The organism is Methanoregula sp. (genome assembly GCF_049510175.1).
GTDB lineage: Archaea > Halobacteriota > Methanomicrobia > Methanomicrobiales > Methanospirillaceae > Methanoregula.
Map to the genome: position 1 here is coordinate 192,943 of NZ_JBEKZF010000001.1, position 19,094 is coordinate 212,036.

Here is a 19,094-nt window from a genome sequence, read left to right on the forward strand (position 1 = left end):
ACCGGTCCGGACTCAATACGGGTTTCCCATGAGATCGATCATCCTTGCTGGCGGTGTCGGGACGCGGCTCTGGCCGCTTTCACGGGAGTACTATCCCAAGCAGTTCATCCAGCTCGACGGCCTCACCCTGTTCCAGAAGACCTACGAGCGGGCAGTCCGCCTCTCCGGGCCGGACGGCATCTTCGTGGTGACGAACGATATCCACCGGTATCTTGTCCGCAACCAGGCCGATGAGCTCGGGTACACCCTGGACGATGCCCACCTTCTCGCGGAGCCCGAAGGGAAGAATACCCTGCCTGCCATCGGGTGGGCGATGCAGCGCATCAGGAACACCGATCGCCATGCCACGGCAGTGGTATTCCCGAGCGATCACGTGCTCGGTGACGATGCCCTCGACCAGATCCGGGCAGCAGAACCCTTATCAAAAAAATATCTCGTAACGTTCGGGGTAAAACCAACCTCCCCCCATACGGGATACGGGTATATCCGGCCGGGCAGGACACTGTCGGTCGGGAACCTTGTCGAAGAATTCAGGGAGAAGCCGGACGAGAAGACCGCACAGGAGTATGTCCGAAAAGGATATCTCTGGAACAGCGGGATCTTCCTCCTCTCCACGGATTGTTTCTTTGCGGAGCTGAAAAAATACCAGCCGGGACTGTATGCCGCACTTTCCGGAGCTCAGGATCCGGATTATCGGGAACTTGAGGCAATCTCCATCGATTACGGCCTGCTGGAGCATTCCAAGAAAGTTGCGGTTGTCCCGCTCGAGGCGGAATGGAACGATCTTGGCACATTCAAGGCCCTCTATGATACGGAACCCCACGACGCCGAGGGAAATGTCGGGAACGCGGAATACCTCTCCGCCCGGAACAATTACGTGCATGCTCCCGGGAAACATGTCGGCCTTATCGGCGTCAGTGACCTGATCATCGTGGATACCACGGATGCCCTCCTGGTCTGCAATAACCGGGAGACCGAGCAGGTCAAGCACCTGGTAAACCGCTACAAGGCAGGTAATGATCCCGTGACCAAGTTCCACCGGCAGGTCCACCGGCCATGGGGTTCCTACACGGTGCTTGAAGACGGGACGGTCTACAAGATCAAGCGGGTGACCGTAAAGCCCGGCGAGAAACTCTCGCTCCAGCTCCACCACCACCGGAGCGAGCACTGGGTGGTGGTCCGGGGCACGGCAGAAGTCGAGCTGAACGGCGAGACGCGGTTCCTGCGAAAAGGCGAGAGCACGTTTGTCCGCAGCGGGACGAAGCACCGGCTGAAGAACCCCGGCCTGATCCCCCTTGAAGTCATCGAGGTGCAGCTCGGGGATTACCTTGAAGAGGATGACATCGTCCGGTTCGACGACGAGTACGGCCGGAAGTGAAGAAATTCTTAAATTTTTTTTGGCTCTATAGATCTCATTCAGAAAGCTCTGACGCTCTTGGGGGCGTTGCCCCCGCCGCTAGGGCATCCCCATTGGGATGACGACGTATCACCGGTAACCTGCCTCAGGACATCACACTGCGCCCCGTCCCCCAACGGGGGACTGGTGGCGCAAGAGGGGGGTATCAGGTCATGTAAAATATTTTCTACGGAGTTTATTTTTTCGATCCCCGGTGTTTTCCCAAAAACGATCGGGTCATGCCGGGCCCCGCTCCCACCAGGCACTTTTTATCCCTGCCAACGAGATCCCTCCTCCCCGCCGCTTCCAGCCCCTCGACGACCATCCGGTAATTCCGCGGTTCGCGGTACTGCAGCAGGGCCCGCTGGACCTGCTTCTCGCGCCCCTTCGCCACGTGGATCGGTTCCAGGGTAAACGGGTTGAGGCCGGTATAATACATACAGGTGGAGACGCTCATGGGCGTGGGTGTGAAGTCCTGGACCTGTTCCGTATACAGGTTGTTGTCCCGGATATATTCCGCAAGCTGGATCATGTCCTCGACCGTGCAGCCGGGGTGCCCTGACATGAAATAGGGCAGCAGGTACTGTTTCTTCGGTTTGCCCTGCTGGAGGAGAGAGAAACGCGTGCGGAACCGGTCGAAGACTTCCTGCGGGGGCTTGTTCATGATCGTGGTAACGTTGTGTGCAATGTGCTCGGGGGCCACTTTCAGGTGGCCGGAGACGTGGTGGTCGCAGATCTGTTCCAGGTACCCGCTCTGGTCAGCCAGAACGAGGTCATAGCGGACGCCGGACCCGATGAACACTTTCCTGACGCCGGGGATCTGCCGGAGTGCCGTGAGAAGTTCGCACTGGGCGGAATGACCCGTGTGCAGGGTCCTGCAGGCCGGGCTGCAGTGCTTGTCCCGGCATGCCCCGGAGCTCTCCCAGAGGTCACAGGAAAGGCCGTACATATTCGCTGTCGGTCCACCTACGTCCTGCACGATCCCCTTGAAACCCGGCATCTTCGTCATCCGCGTCACCTCCCTCACCAGGGATTCAATGCTCCGGCCCTGGATGATCCGGCCCTGGTGGTGGGTGAGGGCGCAGAACGAGCAGCCGCCAAAACAGCCGCGGTGGCTGGTCACTGAAAACCGGACCGGTTCGAGGGCAGGGACCGGCTGTTTGTAGGACGGGTGGGCCTCGCGGGAGAACGGCAGTTCATAGATGTGGTCGAGTTCCGGCGTGGTCAGAGGTGGGGCCGGGGGGTTCTGGATAACGACTGTCTTCGGGTGCGGCTGCGCAACGGGTCTCCCGCGGACCGGGTCCTGTTCGCCATAATGCAGGGCAAAGGCCTGGGCATAGGCGGCCTTGTCCTGCGAGACTTCGGAAAACCCGGGGATCTCGACCATCTCCGGCGGCCGGTGACTGCGCCATTCCGCAATCTCCATCGTATACGCGGTCCCGCGGATGTCCCGGAGGGACGGGACGTGCTCTCCCGCGCTGAGACGGCGGGCGATCTCTACCATCTGCCGCTCGGCCATGCCAAAGGCGAGGAGGTCCGCAGGGGCATCCGCCAGGATTGCCTGCCGCACCCGGTCCTGCCAGTAATCGTAGTGGGCGAACCGCCGGAGGCTGGCCTCGATGCCGCCGAGGACAACCGGCGTGTCGGGAAACCGTTCATGGATCCGGTTCGCGTAGACGATCACGGCCCGGTCCGGGCGTTTCGGGATCCCCCCGGGGGAATAGACGTCGTCGCTCCTTCGCTTCAGGTTCGGGGTGAAGTTGTCCACCATCGAATCAACATTGCCCGAGGAGATGCCAAAAAAGAGCCGGGGAGCCCCGAGCTTCGCAACGTCGGCGCCGGACTTCCAGTCCGGTTGCGCAATGATACCCACGGAAAAACCGGCATCCCACAGGACCCTGCCGATCAGGGCAGTCCCGAACGAGGGGTGGTCCACATAGGCATCCCCGGTGATGAGAATGACATCGAACCGGTCGATGCCCAGCCCCTGCCCTTCTTCGGATGACAGGGGGAGAAACGGGGGCTGGCGGATCATAGAAAAACTTATGTCGGCGGGCGCCGGGTCAGGTCACGGATGATCTCGGCAAGACCACCGGGTAATTCGCCCTTCTCCTCTTTTTTTTCTTCACGGGAGATCTGGCGGACTTCTTCTTTTGCCCCTTCAGGCTCACCCGCTTCAGCCTCCTTTCCGTTCCTGAGGACAGGGAGGTGAATCTGGGTCTTTTCATCGAACTCTTTCCGGGCGGAAAGCCCCGTGAATTCGTAGATGACCGCTTCGACGATGAGATAGGTAACGGCCTTTTCCCGCAGGCAGCCGGTCAGGGCATAGCCGGCCCGGCCCACCGAGGCATGGTAATGGACGTGCGGACCTCCTTCCCCGGCATAGATCGTGCCAACACCGAATACTTCCCAGCCGCCCTCAAACATCACGAAATGCGGGACCGGGGGAATGACCAGTTCTTCCGGGCCGGTGACCAGCCGCCCGTTCCTCAGGGCACCGAGGAAGAAGATCGAGCCGGCCTGGATCCCTTTGTCCTGGATAAACTGGCGGAGAGAGACGAGCATGTCCTCCCCGTCATCGATCCTCACGACAAAGACCCTGCCGAGCTGGCCTTCCGTATACTGCATATACTAAAGATTCCCTTTTTGGTATTCTTATGGTTTGCGCGGGTTTATATCTCCAGTGACCCGTTCCGGACAGGATTTGCGGGCCGAATCCGGGGGCGCCTCTCTTTTCCGGAGTGCGTGTCGGAGTCTCCCGGTTCACCGTCCCCCGGCACCGCCGCCGCCGAACCCGCCTCCTCCTCCAAAGCCGCCCCCACCGCCAAAGCCCCCGCCGCCACCGGAACCGCCATGGCTCGGCGGCGAGAAGAGGATCAACGGGACAAATGCGGCGTTCATGCCTATGGCTCCCACCGGAACACCGGTGTCGGCCACCCGGATATTGAGTGACTTCATTGCCTTCTCCACGTTCGCTCCCACACCGAGAGCGGTCCCGTAGATGAGCCAGTCGCCCCACATCGACAGGTCGGCGGGTGCATACTTCTGGATCATGGCCATATCCGAGAGGAAACGGGTGAATGAATCCCATTCCAGCTTTTCTTTGTAACGGTCACCCTTCCAGTGGCCGAACAGCGTGGACGGGGCGGCAAAGGCAATCGCTGTCTGGACGAAGACCACCCCCCAGAGCGCTGCTGCCGGGAAGAGGATGTATGACTGCATGGAGTAGACAAGAGCAAGGATCACGGTGAGGCAGAACAGGACGCCGGCAACCATTCCCAGCGGTGTGATGTGGTCCCGGCCATCCACCATGTACTGCGTGGCGAGGCTGGTGTCCACCCTGCTGGTCACATCCGTAATGTTGCGCTGGTAGCGGATGGCGGTCTCTTCCGCACTGCTGTCGGACTGCGCCCGTTTCGCAAGTGCGGCAATCCTTTCTGTGTCCAGCACACCTTTTTCCGCTACCTGGTCGATGAACGCGAGGACTCTCTGCTCGTAGGAGTCGAGGTTCTCAGATGACAGCACCCGGATCTCCACACCTTTACCGTCACCTTTCTCCGTGATCGCGATGTTCTTGCGCCGGTGGAGATCGAGCAGGGTTGCATAGTAGCCATCCACATCGAAATCCAGTACATCGCCTTTGAAGAGTAGGTTCACCTGCCAGGGCTTGAGGGCGGTAGAGGGAAGGGTACTCAGGTATGCCGGGACCGTGAACTCCTTCTCCCGTCCGTAGCAGTAATAGATCAGGATGAGGAGGAACGGGATGAGGATGACGGCAATGGTCGCAATCCCGTTCAGGATGTATGCCGCGTAATAGGGTGCATCGTACCAGAAACCCGCGGAACTGGTCTTTCCCTGGAGATCAGAAGACTCTGTCCGGAACCCGGGCATCCCGGCAAACGCGTTGCTGGTACCAAGCAGCTCGACCGACAGGATCTCGTTCTCCGCCACGTTCCCGGTAATCACATAGGTGTCAACGGTTTTTTCGGTGTGCAGGCCGGGAGGATAGACGTAGATCTGCTCCACATTATCCGCGGGGATGGTGATATGGATTTTGTTGTAGGGGATGTGCGTATCCCCGGCAAATTTCAGGTTGAGATGGGTCGTGCTGCCGTCATACTCGATCGGGGGGTAGAGGATGTAGGTGAATCCGGCGGTATAGGTACCGTCAGAATAATAATTGGGATTAAAGATGCCCACTTCGTTTGTATTGGCGAGTTCATCGATGAGTGCTTTCCGGGAAGCATCCTGTGCATCTCCAGCAACGTTTACCGTTCCATCACTGGCTTTTGCATACCAGGTTGCACCCTCTGGAGCCTCTGCGGAAACGAACTGAACGGCAGAAGACGATGGCGTCGAAAAGACCACCGGGGCATCCCAGCTCCGGTACAGCATGCGGTACTCCCCCGCAGTATGTACATTGTAAGTGTAGTGCTCCGTCAGGGTCCCGTTGCTCTGGAGGACGGCATCGTACGAGTCCACCACCAGATCCCCCGTGAACAGGGCCGGCGCTGCGTTGACCACGACGAGGCCGATGATCCCGATGACCAGGCCCGCGATAACAAGCCCGGCAAGCTGGCGCGTTTCTCCCATGGCAATGACCTTTTAGAACTTGATCTTCAGAACTCGATCTTCGGGGCTGTCGCGATGGCTTCCTCGAACTGGAGATACTCGAGCTTTGTGAGATGCATCATCTTTGCGATGAAGTTCGAGGGGATGGTATCCACCATGGTATTGAATTCCTGCGAGATGTTGTTGAAGGTATAGCGCTGCCGTCCAATCTCGTCCTCGAGCCCCTTGACCGAGTCCATGAGGCTGGTCACGGTCGCGGAGGTCTTGAGGTCCGGGTAATTCTCCGCAACGGCAAGGAGGCGGCCAAAGATAGAGCGGGACTCTGCTTCGACCTTGTTCAGGTCGCCGGGGCCGGCAGTTGCGACCGCGGCCCGCATGGCGGTGACTTTTGTAAAGGTCTCCTGCTCGAACTTTGCGTAACTTTTTACAGACCCCAGCAGTTGTTCGATCATGTCCAGCCGTTTTTTCATGGCGACACGGATCTGCCCGAGCGTGGCCTCAGATGAGTTTCTCAGGCTCACAAACCGGTTGTAGATACCTACTATCCAGAGGACCAGACCTATGATCACAAGGACAATGACGATCAGGATAATCCATCCAATAATACCTTCCAGCATGGTTTCTCGCAGTACTGATGCACGTTCCAAAAGATAAGATATATTGTTGGCCGGCCTGCACCAGACCGGGATCCGAAAAAGGGGTTATGGTAGGATCAGAAACCCGACAACCCGCAGCTTGCCGCCTTCAAGATAATGGAGCACGATACGGGCGCCGGGAGCATAGATCATCGCCTTTTCCAGGGAGAGGGTCAGGGTCGGCATCCTCCAGTCCCCCTCGACAACGGCCTTTTCAAGCCGGGTGGGAAGGAACTGCATCCAGTGCCCGGCATAGAGGACCATCCCCTCTTTGAGCGGGGCCGGCCAGTATTTCACCAGCTGGGCTTTTCCGGTGACGGAGGTGGCGTACTGTACACCGGGATCCGTGGTCAGGACAAAGCCGCGGTCGAGGTCTTCCGATTCGATATTTTTCAGGGAGAGGCCGACCCGGTCACCGGCGACCGCACTCTCGGCATCGTCATCGTGTTTCTGGATGGAGCGGATCTGGGCGGTCTTTTCTGTCGGGAGGACCTTTACCGTATCGTGCTTTTTGATGCTTCCCTGTGCCACGGAGCCGAGGACGACGACCCCGACGCCTTTCACATTGAAGTGGGTATCGATGGGAACGATCCCTTTTCCCATATTCTCGTGGGCTTTCTGGTGGGCGGTATGTTTGACCGAGATCTCGAGCATCTTCTCGCGGAGGCCTACCATATCCTCTTCGAGGATCTCGTAGTGTTCGAGAACGGTGCCCCTGATGAGCGGTGCGATCTGGTCCGGTGAGATATAGTTCTTGAGGATGAGATGCCCGGTGGACTTACCGGCACACTGGAGCATCAGCACGCATTCACCGAACGTGGCATTGATCTCATCGACGACAAGGATCACGCGGTCCGACAGGGAGACCGCATAGAAAAGGGAGGAGAGCTTCTCGGGATATCGTGTCGGTTCGATAAAGGTGACGGTCGCGTCACCTTTCTTCAGGTTATAGAATGTGATATCGCTCGTCGTCCCCTTCTTTCCCAGATCCTTGGCATAGTCCGGGGGGGCGAGGACTGCAACGGTGAGATTGGACATAATAATCATTGACGTTTCAGGGATATGAGAGTTTATATTGCGGTTTTCAGCGGATTTGATCTGCCGCGTATGAAGTGCAGAGAATACCGCGTTCAGCCCGCAAAGGGACAGCCCGGTGAAAAGGGAGTGTGATTATTTCCTTCCCCATGTCAGACGGCGGTTGATAACGAAATTCCAGACAAAACCGATGAGGATCCCAATAAGATCCGCAAGCTCAATTTTCATCCCGATGAATTGGGTGAGCGCGATGGCAATTCCATAATTGATAACTGCACCACCAGCCGAAACCGTGTAGAACAACCAGAGGCGCTGCCAGACACTGGTCACCAGTCGCTGGGCTGAGTCTTTGAAGGTCCAGAGATCATTCCACAGAAAGTTGTTCAGGATTGCAACCACAATGGCAAAAAAGAGCGCAGCATACCCGGATATGCCCGCCATAAGCAGGAGTTTGAGAACTGCCAGATTGACGATTACCCCGGTCAGTCCCACAAGACCAAACTTAAACACCTTTTTCCATTCCCGCCACGCAGCGCTCTCGTGATGGGAGAAGGAGTACAGAGTAATATCCATGACCTGCTGTGCGTACTCGATGATGGTCTTGATCTTCAGTTTGCTTGCCCCGATCTCCCGATCACTGAACTCGAACGGTATCTCCTTGTCGTTCTCCCAGATACCTTTCCCCAGCACTTCAAGGAGAATTTTGTAACCCCGGGGCTTGAGCTGTGCCTGTGCTACCACACGTTTCCTGACCGCAAAAAAGCCGCTCACCGGGTCAGTGATATCGGGAAAGAGGAGCCGGCCAAGGAACGTTGCCCCAAGGGAGATGACCCGGCGCTTGAGAGGCCATTTTTTTATCCCACCACCCTCCATGTACCGGCTGCCTATGACGACGTCGCTGCCTGCCCGGATCTCGCCATACATCTTCGGGATGAGGACGGGGGGATGGGATAAGTCGGCGTCGATGACGACAAAGACATCCGACGACGCATGCAGAAAGCCATCGGCAACAGACTGCGAGAGCCCGTGATCGGATTTCCTGACCAGCAGGCTGACATTCGTTTTTGTCTTCTTCAGTTCATTGACGATGGCGATGGTATTATCGGGCGAGTTGTCATCCACAACCAGTATTTCACCGTTCAGGGCGTTTTTTAAAAAAACCGCGTCCACTTCAGTGATGATCTTCCTGATGTTCGCCTCTTCTTTGAAGGTCGGGATAATAACGGTCAGGTCATACATGGTGGGTCAGAGGGTTTAACCGGAGGTGAACAGATAGATTCCTGTGGTCTCTCCGACCTGTTTTGTATGCTCCTGGAGCCATTTGACTGCGTCACCGGACGGATTTGCTGAACTGATGTCTCCGGTCACCACATAGTAGACGGTGTTGTTCGTTTTCTGGGCAGTAACCGCCGCCAGCTGCCCGGCATCCGAAGCCCCGTATTCGAACGTCCCTTCCGTGACATTGGAGTAATAATAATCAAACGGCTGGCTGATATACCCGGGAACCAGAACGAGGAGATCACCCGGCTGGGTGATGTTCTGGATCTGCCCGGAAAAACCTCTCCAGTCCTCCTTGGAGTATTGCGAATAATAGCTCGTAAAGAACGGGGTGGTGACACTGAGCAGGACCATCAGCGCAATAAAACCATATACCACACCACGGTTGCTGATAACGGTAAAAACGGGTTTGTACGCAAGGGCAATCCCGACAAAAAAGACCGGTGCAAAGACGATGAGATACCGGGGCACCATCGGGATCCGGTAGGAGAGGATCCAGCTGATGGCAAAGGGCAGGAGGGTGAGGGCCAGGAGAAAGATCCCTTTTTTCCTGTCAAGAAGGAAGGCCTGGACGATGCCCACCGCGAACAGGAGCAGGAGCAGGTACATCGCGATGGTGGAAAACCCGGACAACTCCCTGAAGGTCTCGGGGACAATATCGATACCCTGTATCCCGAACGTGGGTGCGGATGCCGTTCTTTTCGCGAAGAGCTGGATCGTCACGATGATCAGCGGCAGACAGATGATGGCAAACACCGCTCCCGCCGCCACGAGGGGTTTGATGGTCCTGATGTCATGCCTGAATTCCGGGATCTTCACCGCAAGGGCATAGAGGCCCATGGCCCCGATGATGACCAGCGTGTAAAAATGGGACCAGAAGGCAAGGGCCGAAAGGACGCCGAAAAGAGCCCAGGAGCGTGTCTCATTGGTTTTCAGGGCCTTAAGGAAAAAAAACATGGCAAAGGCTACAAAGAAGAGGCCCAGGGAGTATGCCCGGGCTTCCTGGGAGTAATAGATGAGGAACGGGGAGAAGGCACATGCCGCTGCCGCAATAATCCCGACATTCCTGTCAACGAATTCCTTCCCTACGAAATATATGAGCGGTATTGTCAGAACGCCCAGCAGCGCCGGAACAAACCGCAGGATGACTTCGTTGTTCCCGAGGGTCAGCATGAGGTGCTCGATCCAGTAGAACAATGGGGGGTTGAATTCTCCTGACATCGTTGCCTGCCAGATCCCGGGGATCGACATCGAGGCAAACGTATAGGTTGAGGCTTCGTCAAGCCAGAGGGAATTGAAACCGAGATTGTAGAACCGCAGGAACAGGCCGACAATGGTTAACGAGATGAGGATCTGGGTATACCTGCTGTGAAGCAGGAGAGTTTTGACAGGTTTAAAATTCCGTAACGAGAGCACCGGGGAGATAAAACCGTTATCCAGATCACAGGTACCATCGCCGGTCGTACCATCTCCGGTCTTTTTTTTCCGGCCTTCCCGGTCCTCTCGTTTTTTCGCCATAATAACGCATTACTATTGCGTAAATATTCTCATATAGTTTATTGCTTTTCCGCTTTTCCCAACAGATTTGACGCGTTTTTTGAAATCAGCTGAAATTACGTTTTATCCTGACTCCGGCCCATTATCGATCGCCCTTCAGCAACGGTGGGGCGTTGAGGGCTTCCAGGAATTTTTCCGGTGTGGTCACAACGACTGCCGATTGTTCGAGCATGAGGTTGACGTGTTCGGTGGCGCCAACATGGCGGAAGTCTGTTCTCAGGGCAATGATCGTCTTTCCCCGGGCATACGCATACCCCATTTCCCAGGCGGTGCCGGAATCCGCATCCGCTCCGTCAATGACTGCAACAACGGTATCCGCCTGTTCAATGGCCTTTTTATTCATCGTGAAGAGCTGTTCCTGCGTATTCCGGTCCCTTCCCGCTGAATCGTCACCGGCAGCCTGCGGCAGGAAAACCTTGAACAGGTTCTTTTCCAGAAGCCCTGCAATGAAGGAGTTGTAGGAACGCTCCGCTTCAGAGAAAAGGGGGGCTGCAAGGTACACCCGGTACCGGGAAAAGGTGATGGTATCCATCGCAGCGACCTGGGGGAACCGTGAAAGAAATACCCCGCGTCCCGCACGCCGGGGGGGTTCATCACCCCTGCTCCCGTAGTAGGTGCTTGTCACACCGCAGGTGGGCGATGAGTTAACCCCGATGATGCAGAGAGGCGGGCCGCGTTGTGCAAGGATACCTCTGACCCGTGTTTCGAGCTCGTCCAGCAGCCGGAAAAATGCCGGGTTGTCCAGGCGTTCAAGGAAGGTGCCCGGCTGCCGGGCCGGCCCGAGGAAGAGCGTCTCCGGGCAGGGCAACGGTACCATATCAATACCAAACGCATCACAACGGGCTTTCGTGCGCTCAAATGCCTCAAGGTCCGACGGTTTTGTGATGCCGTCCGCCCGGAGTGCCGGGTTGAGAATGCAAGGGCTGCAGAGCACGTACATTATTACAGTGTGTGCACGCACAGATGATCAATGATCCCCCTGTACGCCTACCGTGACAACAGCTGCGATCCCCGGAAATGCACGGTCAAAAAAATGGAACGGGCGGGTTTTCTCAAAATTGTCCGGAATCTGTCACAGATCCCGCGCAATACCCTGCTTCTCGATCCCACCGCGGAGCAGGCGCTCTCTCCCGCGGACAGGTATGTAAAATCCCTCACCGTGCTGGATTGTTCATGGGAGGTACTGGACACCGGGGCCATCAGTTCGTGGCGGATACGCAGGGCGCTGCCCTTTTTGATGGCGGCAAATCCGGTCAATTTCGGCAAGCCCTGCAAACTTTCATCCATCGAGGCAGTTGCCGCAGCACTCTATATTCTGGGTGAGAAAGAGCGGGCGGGAGACGTGCTCTCAAAAGTACACTGGGGAATCCGGTTCCTGGAAGTGAACCGGGAACCGCTTGAACTCTACGCCACAGCGAAGGACAGTACGGAGATTATACAGTTCCAGGCACTGTTCCTGTGACCGGCTGCAGGGTGTGCCGGACAGTTCCCGGGAGGGTAATTTCATAAAATTCTTGTTATTTCGGGAGAGTTTATACATGATATTGGTGTTTTTCTTACGGCTTTTGATGCTGTCCTGAACAGCTGCATGACATTCAGCATAGTTTTTTCTGTCCAAGCGCAATGTACGATTGTATGATCAAGGTTGCCATCAACGGGTACGGTACCATCGGCAAACGCGTGGCCGATGCAGTGGCTGCTCAGAAAGACATGAAGGTGATCGGGGTTTCCAAGACCCGGCCAAACGCGGAGGCCTTTGTCGCAAAGCAGCGGGGTTACCCGCTGTATATCGCCGATATCTCGAAGAAGGCGGCATTCGAGAAGGTCGGCCTCACGGTCGCCGGCAGTGTCGAGGAGATGTGCAAGGCCGCCGATATCGTGGTCGATGCGACACCGGGCAATGTCGGTGCCACCAATAAACCGCTCTACGAAAAGATCGGGGTCAAGGCACTCTGGCAGGGCGGGGAGGAGCACGAACTGACAGGCTTCTCCTTCAACTCTTCCTGCAATTACAAGGACGCGATCGGCAGGCAGTTTGTCCGCGTTGTTTCCTGTAATACCACGGGCCTGTGCCGCATCATCCACGAGGTCGACAAGGAGTTCGGGGTCACCCATGTCCACGCGATCATGGTGCGCCGCGGCTCCGATCCGGGCGAGATCAAGAAAGGGCCTATCGATGCGATCGTCCTGGACCCGGTGACCGTTCCCAGCCACCATGGCCCTGACGTCCTGAGTGTCCTCCCCCATATATCGATCACCACGATGGCCATGATCGTCCCGACCACGATGATGCACATGCACGCGATCCAGATGACCACCAAAAAAACGGTCAGCAAGGAACAGGTCATCGAGCTCATCAATAAGCACCCCCGCCTCGGTCTCATCAAGAAGAGTGCCGGGCTCAAGAGCACCGCCGAACTCAAAGAGTTCGCCATGGACTTGGGAAGGCAGCGGTCCGACCTCTGGGAGAACTGTATCTTCGAGGAGTCCATCTACGCAAACAAGAACGAGCTCTGCTTCTTCCAGGCCATCCACCAGGAGGCCGATGTTGTCGTTGAGAACGTCGATGCCATCCGCGCTGTGATGGGGATGGAAAAGGATGCCGCAAAATCAATTGCAGCGACCAATGCCGCACTGAACTTCAAAACCATCCAGAATAACCATTAACACTCATCATCACCCATTCTTTTTGATGGACGCATACGAGCGTGTTACCCGGAATACTGTCGAAGTTGTCACGGATGATGACCTCCGGGCGCTTCTTTTACAGCCCACAAAACGTGTTTATGCCGGCTACGAACCGAGCGGGGAGATCCACCTCGGTCACCTCGTCACGATCAACAAACTGGTGGATCTCCAGGCCGCGGGTTTTGAAGTTACCGTGCTGCTCGCCGATCTCCACGCCTTCCTCAACCGCAAGGGGACCATGGAGAAGGTCCGGGAACTTGCCGAGTACAACAAGCGCTGCTTTGAGGGGCTGGGCTTAAAGAACGTAAAATATATCCTCGGATCGGATGTGCAGCTCAACCGGGACTACGAGCTGCTGGTCCTCCGGCTCTCCCAAGAGATCACCTTAAACCGCGCCACGCGGAGCATGGATGAGGTCGGGCGGCAGATGGACCACCCCACAGTCTCTCAGATGATCTACCCGATCATGCAGATGGCAGATATCGCCCTGCTGGGAGCGGATGCCGCTGTCGGGGGGATCGACCAGCGGAAGATCCACATGCTCGCCCGCGAGCACCTCGTCAACTTCGGATACAAGGCACCGGTCTGTATCCACACGCCGATCCTGAACGGGCTCGATGGCAAAAAGATGTCCTCGTCGCAGGGGAACTATATCTCGGTCGCGGATTCTGAGGAGGAGATCCGGAAAAAGTGCCAGAAGGCATTCTGCCCGCCGGAGATTGCAGAGAACCCCATCCTCCAGATCTTCCAGCACCATGTTTTTCCCCGCCTTCCCCGGATCACCATCCACCGACCCGAAAAATTCGGCGGGGACCGGGCATTCGCCAGCTATGCCGAGCTTGAAGCGGCATACGGCATGGGTGAGATCCACCCGCTTGACCTCAAGAAATCCTGTGGCGAATCCCTCGTAGAGATCCTCGCCCCCGTCCGCGATTACATCCGGTAAACCGAGGAATACCCGGTGGCACTGCATGAAAAAGGAGACCAACATCGATAAAAAACTGGACCAGTTCGATCAGCGGCTTGAAGAGATGGGGGTCCGCATCAAGGATGCCAACAATCTCAAGGTGCGGGAGGACGTCTTCGATGAGATTACCCTCCTCGCACTCTACAAACTGGTGCACAAGAAGTGGTTTTCCGTTCTTGGCGGCTCGATCAGTACCGGTAAAGAAGCCAATGTCTTTTACGCTGAACGGGATGGGACTACTCTTGCCATCAAGATCTACCGGATCCAAACCGCCAATTTCACCACGATGAGTTCCTATATTATCGGTGACCGGCGCTTCTCCCATGTGAAAAAAGCAAAAAAGGAACTCATCTTTGCCTGGACGAGAAAGGAGTTCTCCAACCTTGTCCGGGCCCGGGATGCCGGGATCGCTGTTCCCGAACCCTTTGTCTGGGACCGGAACATCCTCATCATGTCCTTCCTTGGCGAGGGGGAGATCCCCTATCCCCAACTCCGCAATGTTGAACTGGAGGATCCCGCGGAAACGTATGCCCGGATAATAAGTATAATCGAAACCCTCTACAAGAAAGCCGATCTGGTGCATGCTGATTTAAGCGAGTTCAATATATTATACAGCGACAAACCATATCTCATAGATATGGGCCAGTCCGTCACCCGTGATCACCCCCGAGCCCTTCCGTTCCTGATGCGGGATATCAGGAACGTCAACCGGTTCTTTAAAAATCGTTGTGATGTCAGGAACGATGTGGAAATTTTCAATGCGGTGACAGGACTCGATACTGCCGAACCATGATAATTGCTTATCATGGAGGGAAAAATCAGGTAAATGGAACAACAAAAATCCCGGTATACGAAATATAGGTGAATACAAAAATGATGCAGGAAGTAAAAATTGTCGGAAGCAGGGTTGGTGTACTTATTGGCAAGGCCGGTGCAACAAAAAAGGAGCTTGAGACCAGGACGCACACGACCATAACCGTCGACAGCAAGGAGGGCCTCGTCAAAGTTGAGGGGACGGAAGAGAATACCATACCCTTTCTCAGGGCAGTGGAGATCATCAATGCGATCAACCGCGGGTTCTCACCTGAACGGGCCTTTGAGATGATCGAGGATGAAGACCTCCTTCTCGAAGTGATCGATCTCTCCGGCATGGCGGATGGCCCCCATCAACTGGACCGGCTGAGGGGAAGAATCATCGGGAAAGACGGGCGCGCCCGCGAACAGATTGAAGATATGACCGATGTTGAAATATCCGTATTCGGGAAGACCATTGCCCTGATTGGATATCCTGAGCAACTGAAGACCGCACGGACTGCAATTGACATGCTGATCGAGGGGGTACCCCATGAAAACGTCTTTGCGTTCCTTGACAAGAAGAAGAAAGAGTCGAAGCAGGATATGATCAGCTATTATTATTGATGTCCTGATAAATTCAGGAACCCCCATATATGTGTTTTGCTACATTTCCTGTGGAAGATAATTCGGTTTATAGATTAGATTTGCCCGAACAGACAGAAATAACGGCGAATTTCAGTGGAATTAAAGGGGTTCAGTAGAGGTACAGGTTGTGACATGCAAATAAGCGGACTCTCCATTCCGGAAAACCTGAAGCAACACTACCTGGCAACAGGATTCTCTGAACTCTACCCTCCGCAGGCAGAGTGCGTTGAAAAAGGCATGTTCGCCGGGAAGAACCTGCTGGTCGCCATACCAACCGCGAGCGGCAAGACGCTCATTGCCGAGATGGCGATGCACTGCCATATCGCCCGCAAAGGAAAATGCCTCTATATCGTTCCCTTAAAAGCGCTGGCAAGCGAGAAATTCGATGAATTCAACAACAAGGGTGTCCGCGTCGGCATTGCCACCGGTGATTTTGACCGGCGTGATGATATGCTCGGCAGAAATGATATCATCGTCGCCACCAGTGAGAAAGTGGACTCACTCCTGCGGAATAATGCCCGGTGGATCTCAGATATCACCCTCCTCGTCATCGATGAGGTCCACCTGATCGATTCCTTAAACCGGGGTCCTGTTGTCGAGATGGTCATTGCAAAGATGCGGTACCGGAACCCGTCCATGCAGGTGATCGGGCTCTCCGCAACGATCGGCAACCCGCAGGTCCTGGCCGGGTGGCTGGACGCTGAACTGGTCACCAGTACCTGGCACCCGGTCGATCTCCGCCAGGGCGTGTTCTGCAATGACCGGATCCATTTCCGGGATGGGGAGCGGCGGATAAAGGCGGTGTCAAAAAATTACGATGACCTCAACCTGTGTCTGGATACCATTGAAGAGGGGGGGCAGTGTCTCGTCTTTGTCTCATCGCGCCGCAATGCAGAGGCATTTGCCAAGCGGGCTGCAGGTGCCATCAAGAGCGAGGAGCCTGAGCTCAAAACATATGCCAGTCAGCTCGAAAAGACCGCGGAAACAGAGATGGGAAAGACACTGGCGCTGTGCATCTCCCGTGGGGCTGCATTCCACCATGCCGGTCTCAGTCGCCCTGAGAGGGCAATTGTCGAAGAGGGGTTCCGGAAAGGCCTGATAAAATGCATCTCCTCCACCCCGACCCTTGCCGCGGGGCTGAACCTTCCTGCACGCCGGGTGATCGTCCGGGATTACCTCCGGTTTACCGCGGGTGAGGGGATGCAGCCGATCCCGGCAAGCGAGTATCACCAGATGGCGGGACGGGCGGGACGACCCCGTCTGGATCCCTATGGTGAAGCCGTGCTCATTGCCAGGGATGAGGGGCAGGTAGAGGAACTGTTCGAATGGTATATTGAGGCACCACCCGATGAGGTTCATTCGAAGATCGCTGAGCCGAATGCCCTCTATACCCACGTGCTGTCACTGATTGCCTCCGGGTTCGCGGGCACACGGGGCGAGCTTGCCGCGTTTATGGACCGGAGTTTTTATGTCCATGAACACCGCCATGGCCGCCTGATGCAGAGAGCCGTAGATACAGCCCTTAAATTCCTCGCTGAATCCGAGATGGTGCTCGAGGTCGGTGATCATCTCGGATCGACAGAGTTTGGCACCATGGTATCGAGACTCTATATCGATCCGAGGAGTGCGGCAATGATCGTCACCACGCTCCGCGAGAAGACTGAATATTCCGATATCGGACTCCTCCACCTTATCTGCAGCACACCCGATATGCCTAAGCTCTATGTCCGCAACACGGACCAAGGGGCACTTGACCGCATGATCGAGGCGCATGAGGAGGGACTGTGGCTCACCCTCCCTCATGACGAGGATGCGCAGGAGGGTTATTATCGTGCACTCAAGACCGCGATGCTCCTGAACGACTGGGCTGATGAACTTCCGGATGCAAAAATATGCGAGCGGTATTCAGTGGGGCCCGGAGATATCTATGGGATGGTCGAGAGCGTGAACTGGTTGCTCCATGCCAGCGGAGAGCTCTCGCGGATGTTTGCCATGCGTTTTCATCCACGGATCCGCGAGTACGAGATCTGTATGAAGAACGGTATACGGCGCGAGCTCCTGCCGCTTGTTAAACTGCGTGGCATCGGCCGGGTCCGTGCCCGCCGCCTCTTCAACAACCGTATCACAACTCCCGATGCGGTTATTGATGCCGGCATCGAGACCGTAACAAAACTTATCGGCCGTGGCATTGCTGAGCAGGTGTTTGCCCAGCTTGAGAACGGGAAACGGGGGAAACAGACCTCTGCACCGACGGTTAGTGAAGATAATATGGCGGGACAATCAACACTCTCCCGGTTCAGGTAATCAGATGAGCGCGGGAGACAGGACGTGTGAGATCCGGGCTGCCCTGTCCAGTATCGACGATAAGCCCGGCTTTCTCCTGAGGCTCAAAGAGGTTGCACGGAGATGCAATACCCATATCATCTGTTTCAACGCCGACATGCTGGCCGGCAGGAGGCACGCCGAGTCGGCAGTGCTGCATGCCGTCCGTTCATTTGAGAGCGGGGATGCCATATCCAACACCCTTGAAATGGAGGCACTGTTGTACGCTGCGGGATCCCGCCAGTGCAATGTCGCTGCATCGGTCGGGATCCATGAGGGGGAGAACCGCCTCTGGGTGTGCTGTTATCCCTCAGCGGAGAGCGTATGGGATGCTCTCACACCGGTTCTTCAGTTTTGTGACGCAAATGCCTGGGATGGCATGGATCACAAGAAACGTGAGCGTCTTATGCAGATTTATGAGATTACTCCGGAAGAGCTTGAAACCCTTGACAAAGGGGAGAGATTAGCCGATCTTGTGCTTGAGCGGGTTGCCCTGCTGAACGTCCTGCGATAAATAATCTCCCGTGGGGACTGGTTATCCTTGGAATTCCTGCTGCCGGTTTTTTATAGGGATCTGACACGGGAGAGCAACCCGTTACCTGGTGGCATGTGAGAGGAGATGGGCAATTTCCGGGACGATTAACTCTGTTGTGGCAAGCGTGACTGCTGGCGTTGAACCCGGGATGCAAAATATCGCCTTCCCGTTACTGATACCGGCAACAGCACGGGACAGCATGGAGGTTATGCCAATCTGCTGGATGCTTTTCATACGGAAGAGTTCACCAAACCCGTCGATCCTTTTTTCCAGAAGCGGTGATATCGCCTCGATCGTGCAATCATCATGGGTAAGGCCGGTGCCCCCGTTGAATATGATACAATTGGCCTTTTTCATTGCCATAAACCAGGCGTCCCGGATCTTTTCAATGCGATCGGGAACGATGGTATAATAGGTAACCGGTATATTTTTTTCCTTGAGAATTTCTTCAATTGCCTTCCCGCTCGTATCATTTTCTTTCGTCCTTGTACTCGAGACGGTGATAATTGCTGCAGTGATCTCTATGGACAGGACGTGCGGATGACTCATAATAGAGTGATGTTGTCTGTATTGTATTAAGAGAATTCCGGAATCGAGGGATTTGCTACCTTTATTATATTGTATCATTAGATTCTATCAAATCTTTTTGGGGACCGGAGACCCCCTTGT

The 19,094-nt window shown here is 55.7% G+C and carries 17 protein-coding genes; 8 read left to right on the plus strand and 9 right to left on the minus strand.

The features are described 5' to 3' along the window. Positions 1-28: 28 nt before the first annotated feature. A complete protein-coding gene (locus ABSG49_RS00975; RefSeq protein ID WP_424024224.1) occupies positions 29-1,378 on the plus strand; it encodes a mannose-1-phosphate guanylyltransferase/mannose-6-phosphate isomerase in 1,350 nt (449 codons plus the stop codon). A gap of 214 nt (positions 1,379-1,592) precedes the next feature. On the opposite strand, the gene ABSG49_RS00980 is transcribed toward ABSG49_RS00975, so the two are convergent. The 8 genes from ABSG49_RS00980 to ABSG49_RS01015 form a co-directional block, all read right to left on the minus strand. Continuing rightward, positions 1,593-3,431 (minus strand): YgiQ family radical SAM protein, encoded by a 1,839-nt coding sequence (locus ABSG49_RS00980; RefSeq protein WP_424024225.1) that lies wholly within the window; start codon positions 3,429-3,431, stop codon positions 1,593-1,595. Positions 3,432-3,439: 8 nt separating this feature from the next. Next, positions 3,440-4,024, minus strand: a complete 585-nt coding sequence (locus tag ABSG49_RS00985) for a PPC domain-containing DNA-binding protein (RefSeq protein WP_424024226.1) — start codon at positions 4,022-4,024, stop codon at positions 3,440-3,442. 135 nt (positions 4,025-4,159) lie between these two features. After that, entirely contained in the window at positions 4,160-5,989 is a 1,830-nt protein-coding gene (locus ABSG49_RS00990; RefSeq protein ID WP_424024227.1) for a DUF2207 family protein, read from the minus strand. A 26-nt stretch (positions 5,990-6,015) separates the two neighbouring features. Next, complete coding sequence (locus tag ABSG49_RS00995; protein WP_424024228.1) at positions 6,016-6,585, minus strand: LemA family protein; 570 nt, start codon at positions 6,583-6,585, stop codon at positions 6,016-6,018. A gap of 84 nt (positions 6,586-6,669) precedes the next feature. Next, complete coding sequence (locus ABSG49_RS01000) at positions 6,670-7,641, minus strand: EF-Tu/IF-2/RF-3 family GTPase (RefSeq protein WP_424024229.1); 972 nt, start codon at positions 7,639-7,641, stop codon at positions 6,670-6,672. Positions 7,642-7,773: 132 nt separating this feature from the next. After that, the gene (locus ABSG49_RS01005; protein ID WP_424024230.1) at positions 7,774-8,877 is read right to left on the minus strand and encodes a glycosyltransferase; all 1,104 of its coding nucleotides are present in this window, start codon (positions 8,875-8,877) and stop codon (positions 7,774-7,776) included. Between the two features lie 15 nt (positions 8,878-8,892). After that, positions 8,893-10,434: a glycosyltransferase family 39 protein gene (locus ABSG49_RS01010; RefSeq protein ID WP_424024231.1), complete on the minus strand. Its 1,542-nt coding sequence runs from the start codon at positions 10,432-10,434 to the stop codon at positions 8,893-8,895. Between the two features lie 121 nt (positions 10,435-10,555). After that, positions 10,556-11,413, minus strand: coding sequence for a nucleoside 2-deoxyribosyltransferase (locus ABSG49_RS01015; protein WP_424024232.1), 858 nt, complete (start codon positions 11,411-11,413; stop codon positions 10,556-10,558). Between the two features lie 30 nt (positions 11,414-11,443). Here ABSG49_RS01015 and ABSG49_RS01020 point away from each other — a divergent pair, with 30 nt between their 5' ends. The 7 genes from ABSG49_RS01020 (at position 11,444) to cgi121 (ending at position 18,404) form a co-directional block, all read left to right on the plus strand. Then, a complete protein-coding gene (locus tag ABSG49_RS01020) occupies positions 11,444-11,935 on the plus strand; it encodes a DUF367 family protein (RefSeq protein WP_424024233.1) in 492 nt (163 codons plus the stop codon). A 173-nt stretch (positions 11,936-12,108) separates the two neighbouring features. Next, positions 12,109-13,140, plus strand: coding sequence for a type II glyceraldehyde-3-phosphate dehydrogenase (locus tag ABSG49_RS01025; protein ID WP_424024234.1), 1,032 nt, complete (start codon positions 12,109-12,111; stop codon positions 13,138-13,140). A 25-nt stretch (positions 13,141-13,165) separates the two neighbouring features. Beyond that, complete coding sequence (locus tag ABSG49_RS01030; RefSeq protein WP_424024235.1) at positions 13,166-14,107, plus strand: tyrosine--tRNA ligase; 942 nt, start codon at positions 13,166-13,168, stop codon at positions 14,105-14,107. 25 nt (positions 14,108-14,132) lie between these two features. Continuing rightward, complete coding sequence (locus tag ABSG49_RS01035) at positions 14,133-14,921, plus strand: serine protein kinase RIO (protein WP_424024236.1); 789 nt, start codon at positions 14,133-14,135, stop codon at positions 14,919-14,921. 80 nt (positions 14,922-15,001) lie between these two features. Next, positions 15,002-15,547, plus strand: coding sequence for a KH domain-containing protein (locus ABSG49_RS01040; protein ID WP_424024237.1), 546 nt, complete (start codon positions 15,002-15,004; stop codon positions 15,545-15,547). A gap of 153 nt (positions 15,548-15,700) precedes the next feature. Next, positions 15,701-17,872 carry an ATP-dependent DNA helicase gene (locus ABSG49_RS01045; RefSeq protein WP_424024238.1) on the plus strand — a complete coding sequence of 724 codons (2,172 nt, stop codon included), beginning with the start codon at positions 15,701-15,703 and terminating at the stop codon, positions 17,870-17,872. Between the two features lie 4 nt (positions 17,873-17,876). After that, the gene (gene cgi121, locus ABSG49_RS01050) at positions 17,877-18,404 is read left to right on the plus strand and encodes a KEOPS complex subunit Cgi121 (protein WP_424024239.1); all 528 of its coding nucleotides are present in this window, start codon (positions 17,877-17,879) and stop codon (positions 18,402-18,404) included. A gap of 81 nt (positions 18,405-18,485) precedes the next feature. Here cgi121 and ABSG49_RS01055 read toward each other — a convergent pair whose 3' ends face one another. After that, complete coding sequence (locus tag ABSG49_RS01055) at positions 18,486-18,974, minus strand: MogA/MoaB family molybdenum cofactor biosynthesis protein (protein ID WP_424024240.1); 489 nt, start codon at positions 18,972-18,974, stop codon at positions 18,486-18,488. Between the last annotated feature and the right edge of the window lie 120 nt (positions 18,975-19,094).

Coding starts and splice junctions, on each gene's coding strand:
- ABSG49_RS00975 (WP_424024224.1), top strand. CDS start 29: ATGAGATCGATCATCCTTGCTGGCGGTGTCGGGACGCGGCTCTGGCCG.
- ABSG49_RS00980 (WP_424024225.1), bottom strand. CDS start 3,431: ATGATCCGCCAGCCCCCGTTTCTCCCCCTGTCATCCGAAGAAGGGCAG.
- ABSG49_RS00985 (WP_424024226.1), bottom strand. CDS start 4,024: ATGCAGTATACGGAAGGCCAGCTCGGCAGGGTCTTTGTCGTGAGGATC.
- ABSG49_RS00990 (WP_424024227.1), bottom strand. CDS start 5,989: ATGGGAGAAACGCGCCAGCTTGCCGGGCTTGTTATCGCGGGCCTGGTC.
- ABSG49_RS00995 (WP_424024228.1), bottom strand. CDS start 6,585: ATGCTGGAAGGTATTATTGGATGGATTATCCTGATCGTCATTGTCCTT.
- ABSG49_RS01000 (WP_424024229.1), bottom strand. CDS start 7,641: ATGTCCAATCTCACCGTTGCAGTCCTCGCCCCCCCGGACTATGCCAAG.
- ABSG49_RS01005 (WP_424024230.1), bottom strand. CDS start 8,877: ATGTATGACCTGACCGTTATTATCCCGACCTTCAAAGAAGAGGCGAAC.
- ABSG49_RS01010 (WP_424024231.1), bottom strand. CDS start 10,434: ATGGCGAAAAAACGAGAGGACCGGGAAGGCCGGAAAAAAAAGACCGGA.
- ABSG49_RS01015 (WP_424024232.1), bottom strand. CDS start 11,413: ATGTACGTGCTCTGCAGCCCTTGCATTCTCAACCCGGCACTCCGGGCG.
- ABSG49_RS01020 (WP_424024233.1), top strand. CDS start 11,444: ATGATCCCCCTGTACGCCTACCGTGACAACAGCTGCGATCCCCGGAAA.
- ABSG49_RS01025 (WP_424024234.1), top strand. CDS start 12,109: ATGATCAAGGTTGCCATCAACGGGTACGGTACCATCGGCAAACGCGTG.
- ABSG49_RS01030 (WP_424024235.1), top strand. CDS start 13,166: ATGGACGCATACGAGCGTGTTACCCGGAATACTGTCGAAGTTGTCACG.
- ABSG49_RS01035 (WP_424024236.1), top strand. CDS start 14,133: ATGAAAAAGGAGACCAACATCGATAAAAAACTGGACCAGTTCGATCAG.
- ABSG49_RS01040 (WP_424024237.1), top strand. CDS start 15,002: ATGATGCAGGAAGTAAAAATTGTCGGAAGCAGGGTTGGTGTACTTATT.
- ABSG49_RS01045 (WP_424024238.1), top strand. CDS start 15,701: ATGCAAATAAGCGGACTCTCCATTCCGGAAAACCTGAAGCAACACTAC.
- cgi121 (WP_424024239.1), top strand. CDS start 17,877: ATGAGCGCGGGAGACAGGACGTGTGAGATCCGGGCTGCCCTGTCCAGT.
- ABSG49_RS01055 (WP_424024240.1), bottom strand. CDS start 18,974: ATGAGTCATCCGCACGTCCTGTCCATAGAGATCACTGCAGCAATTATC.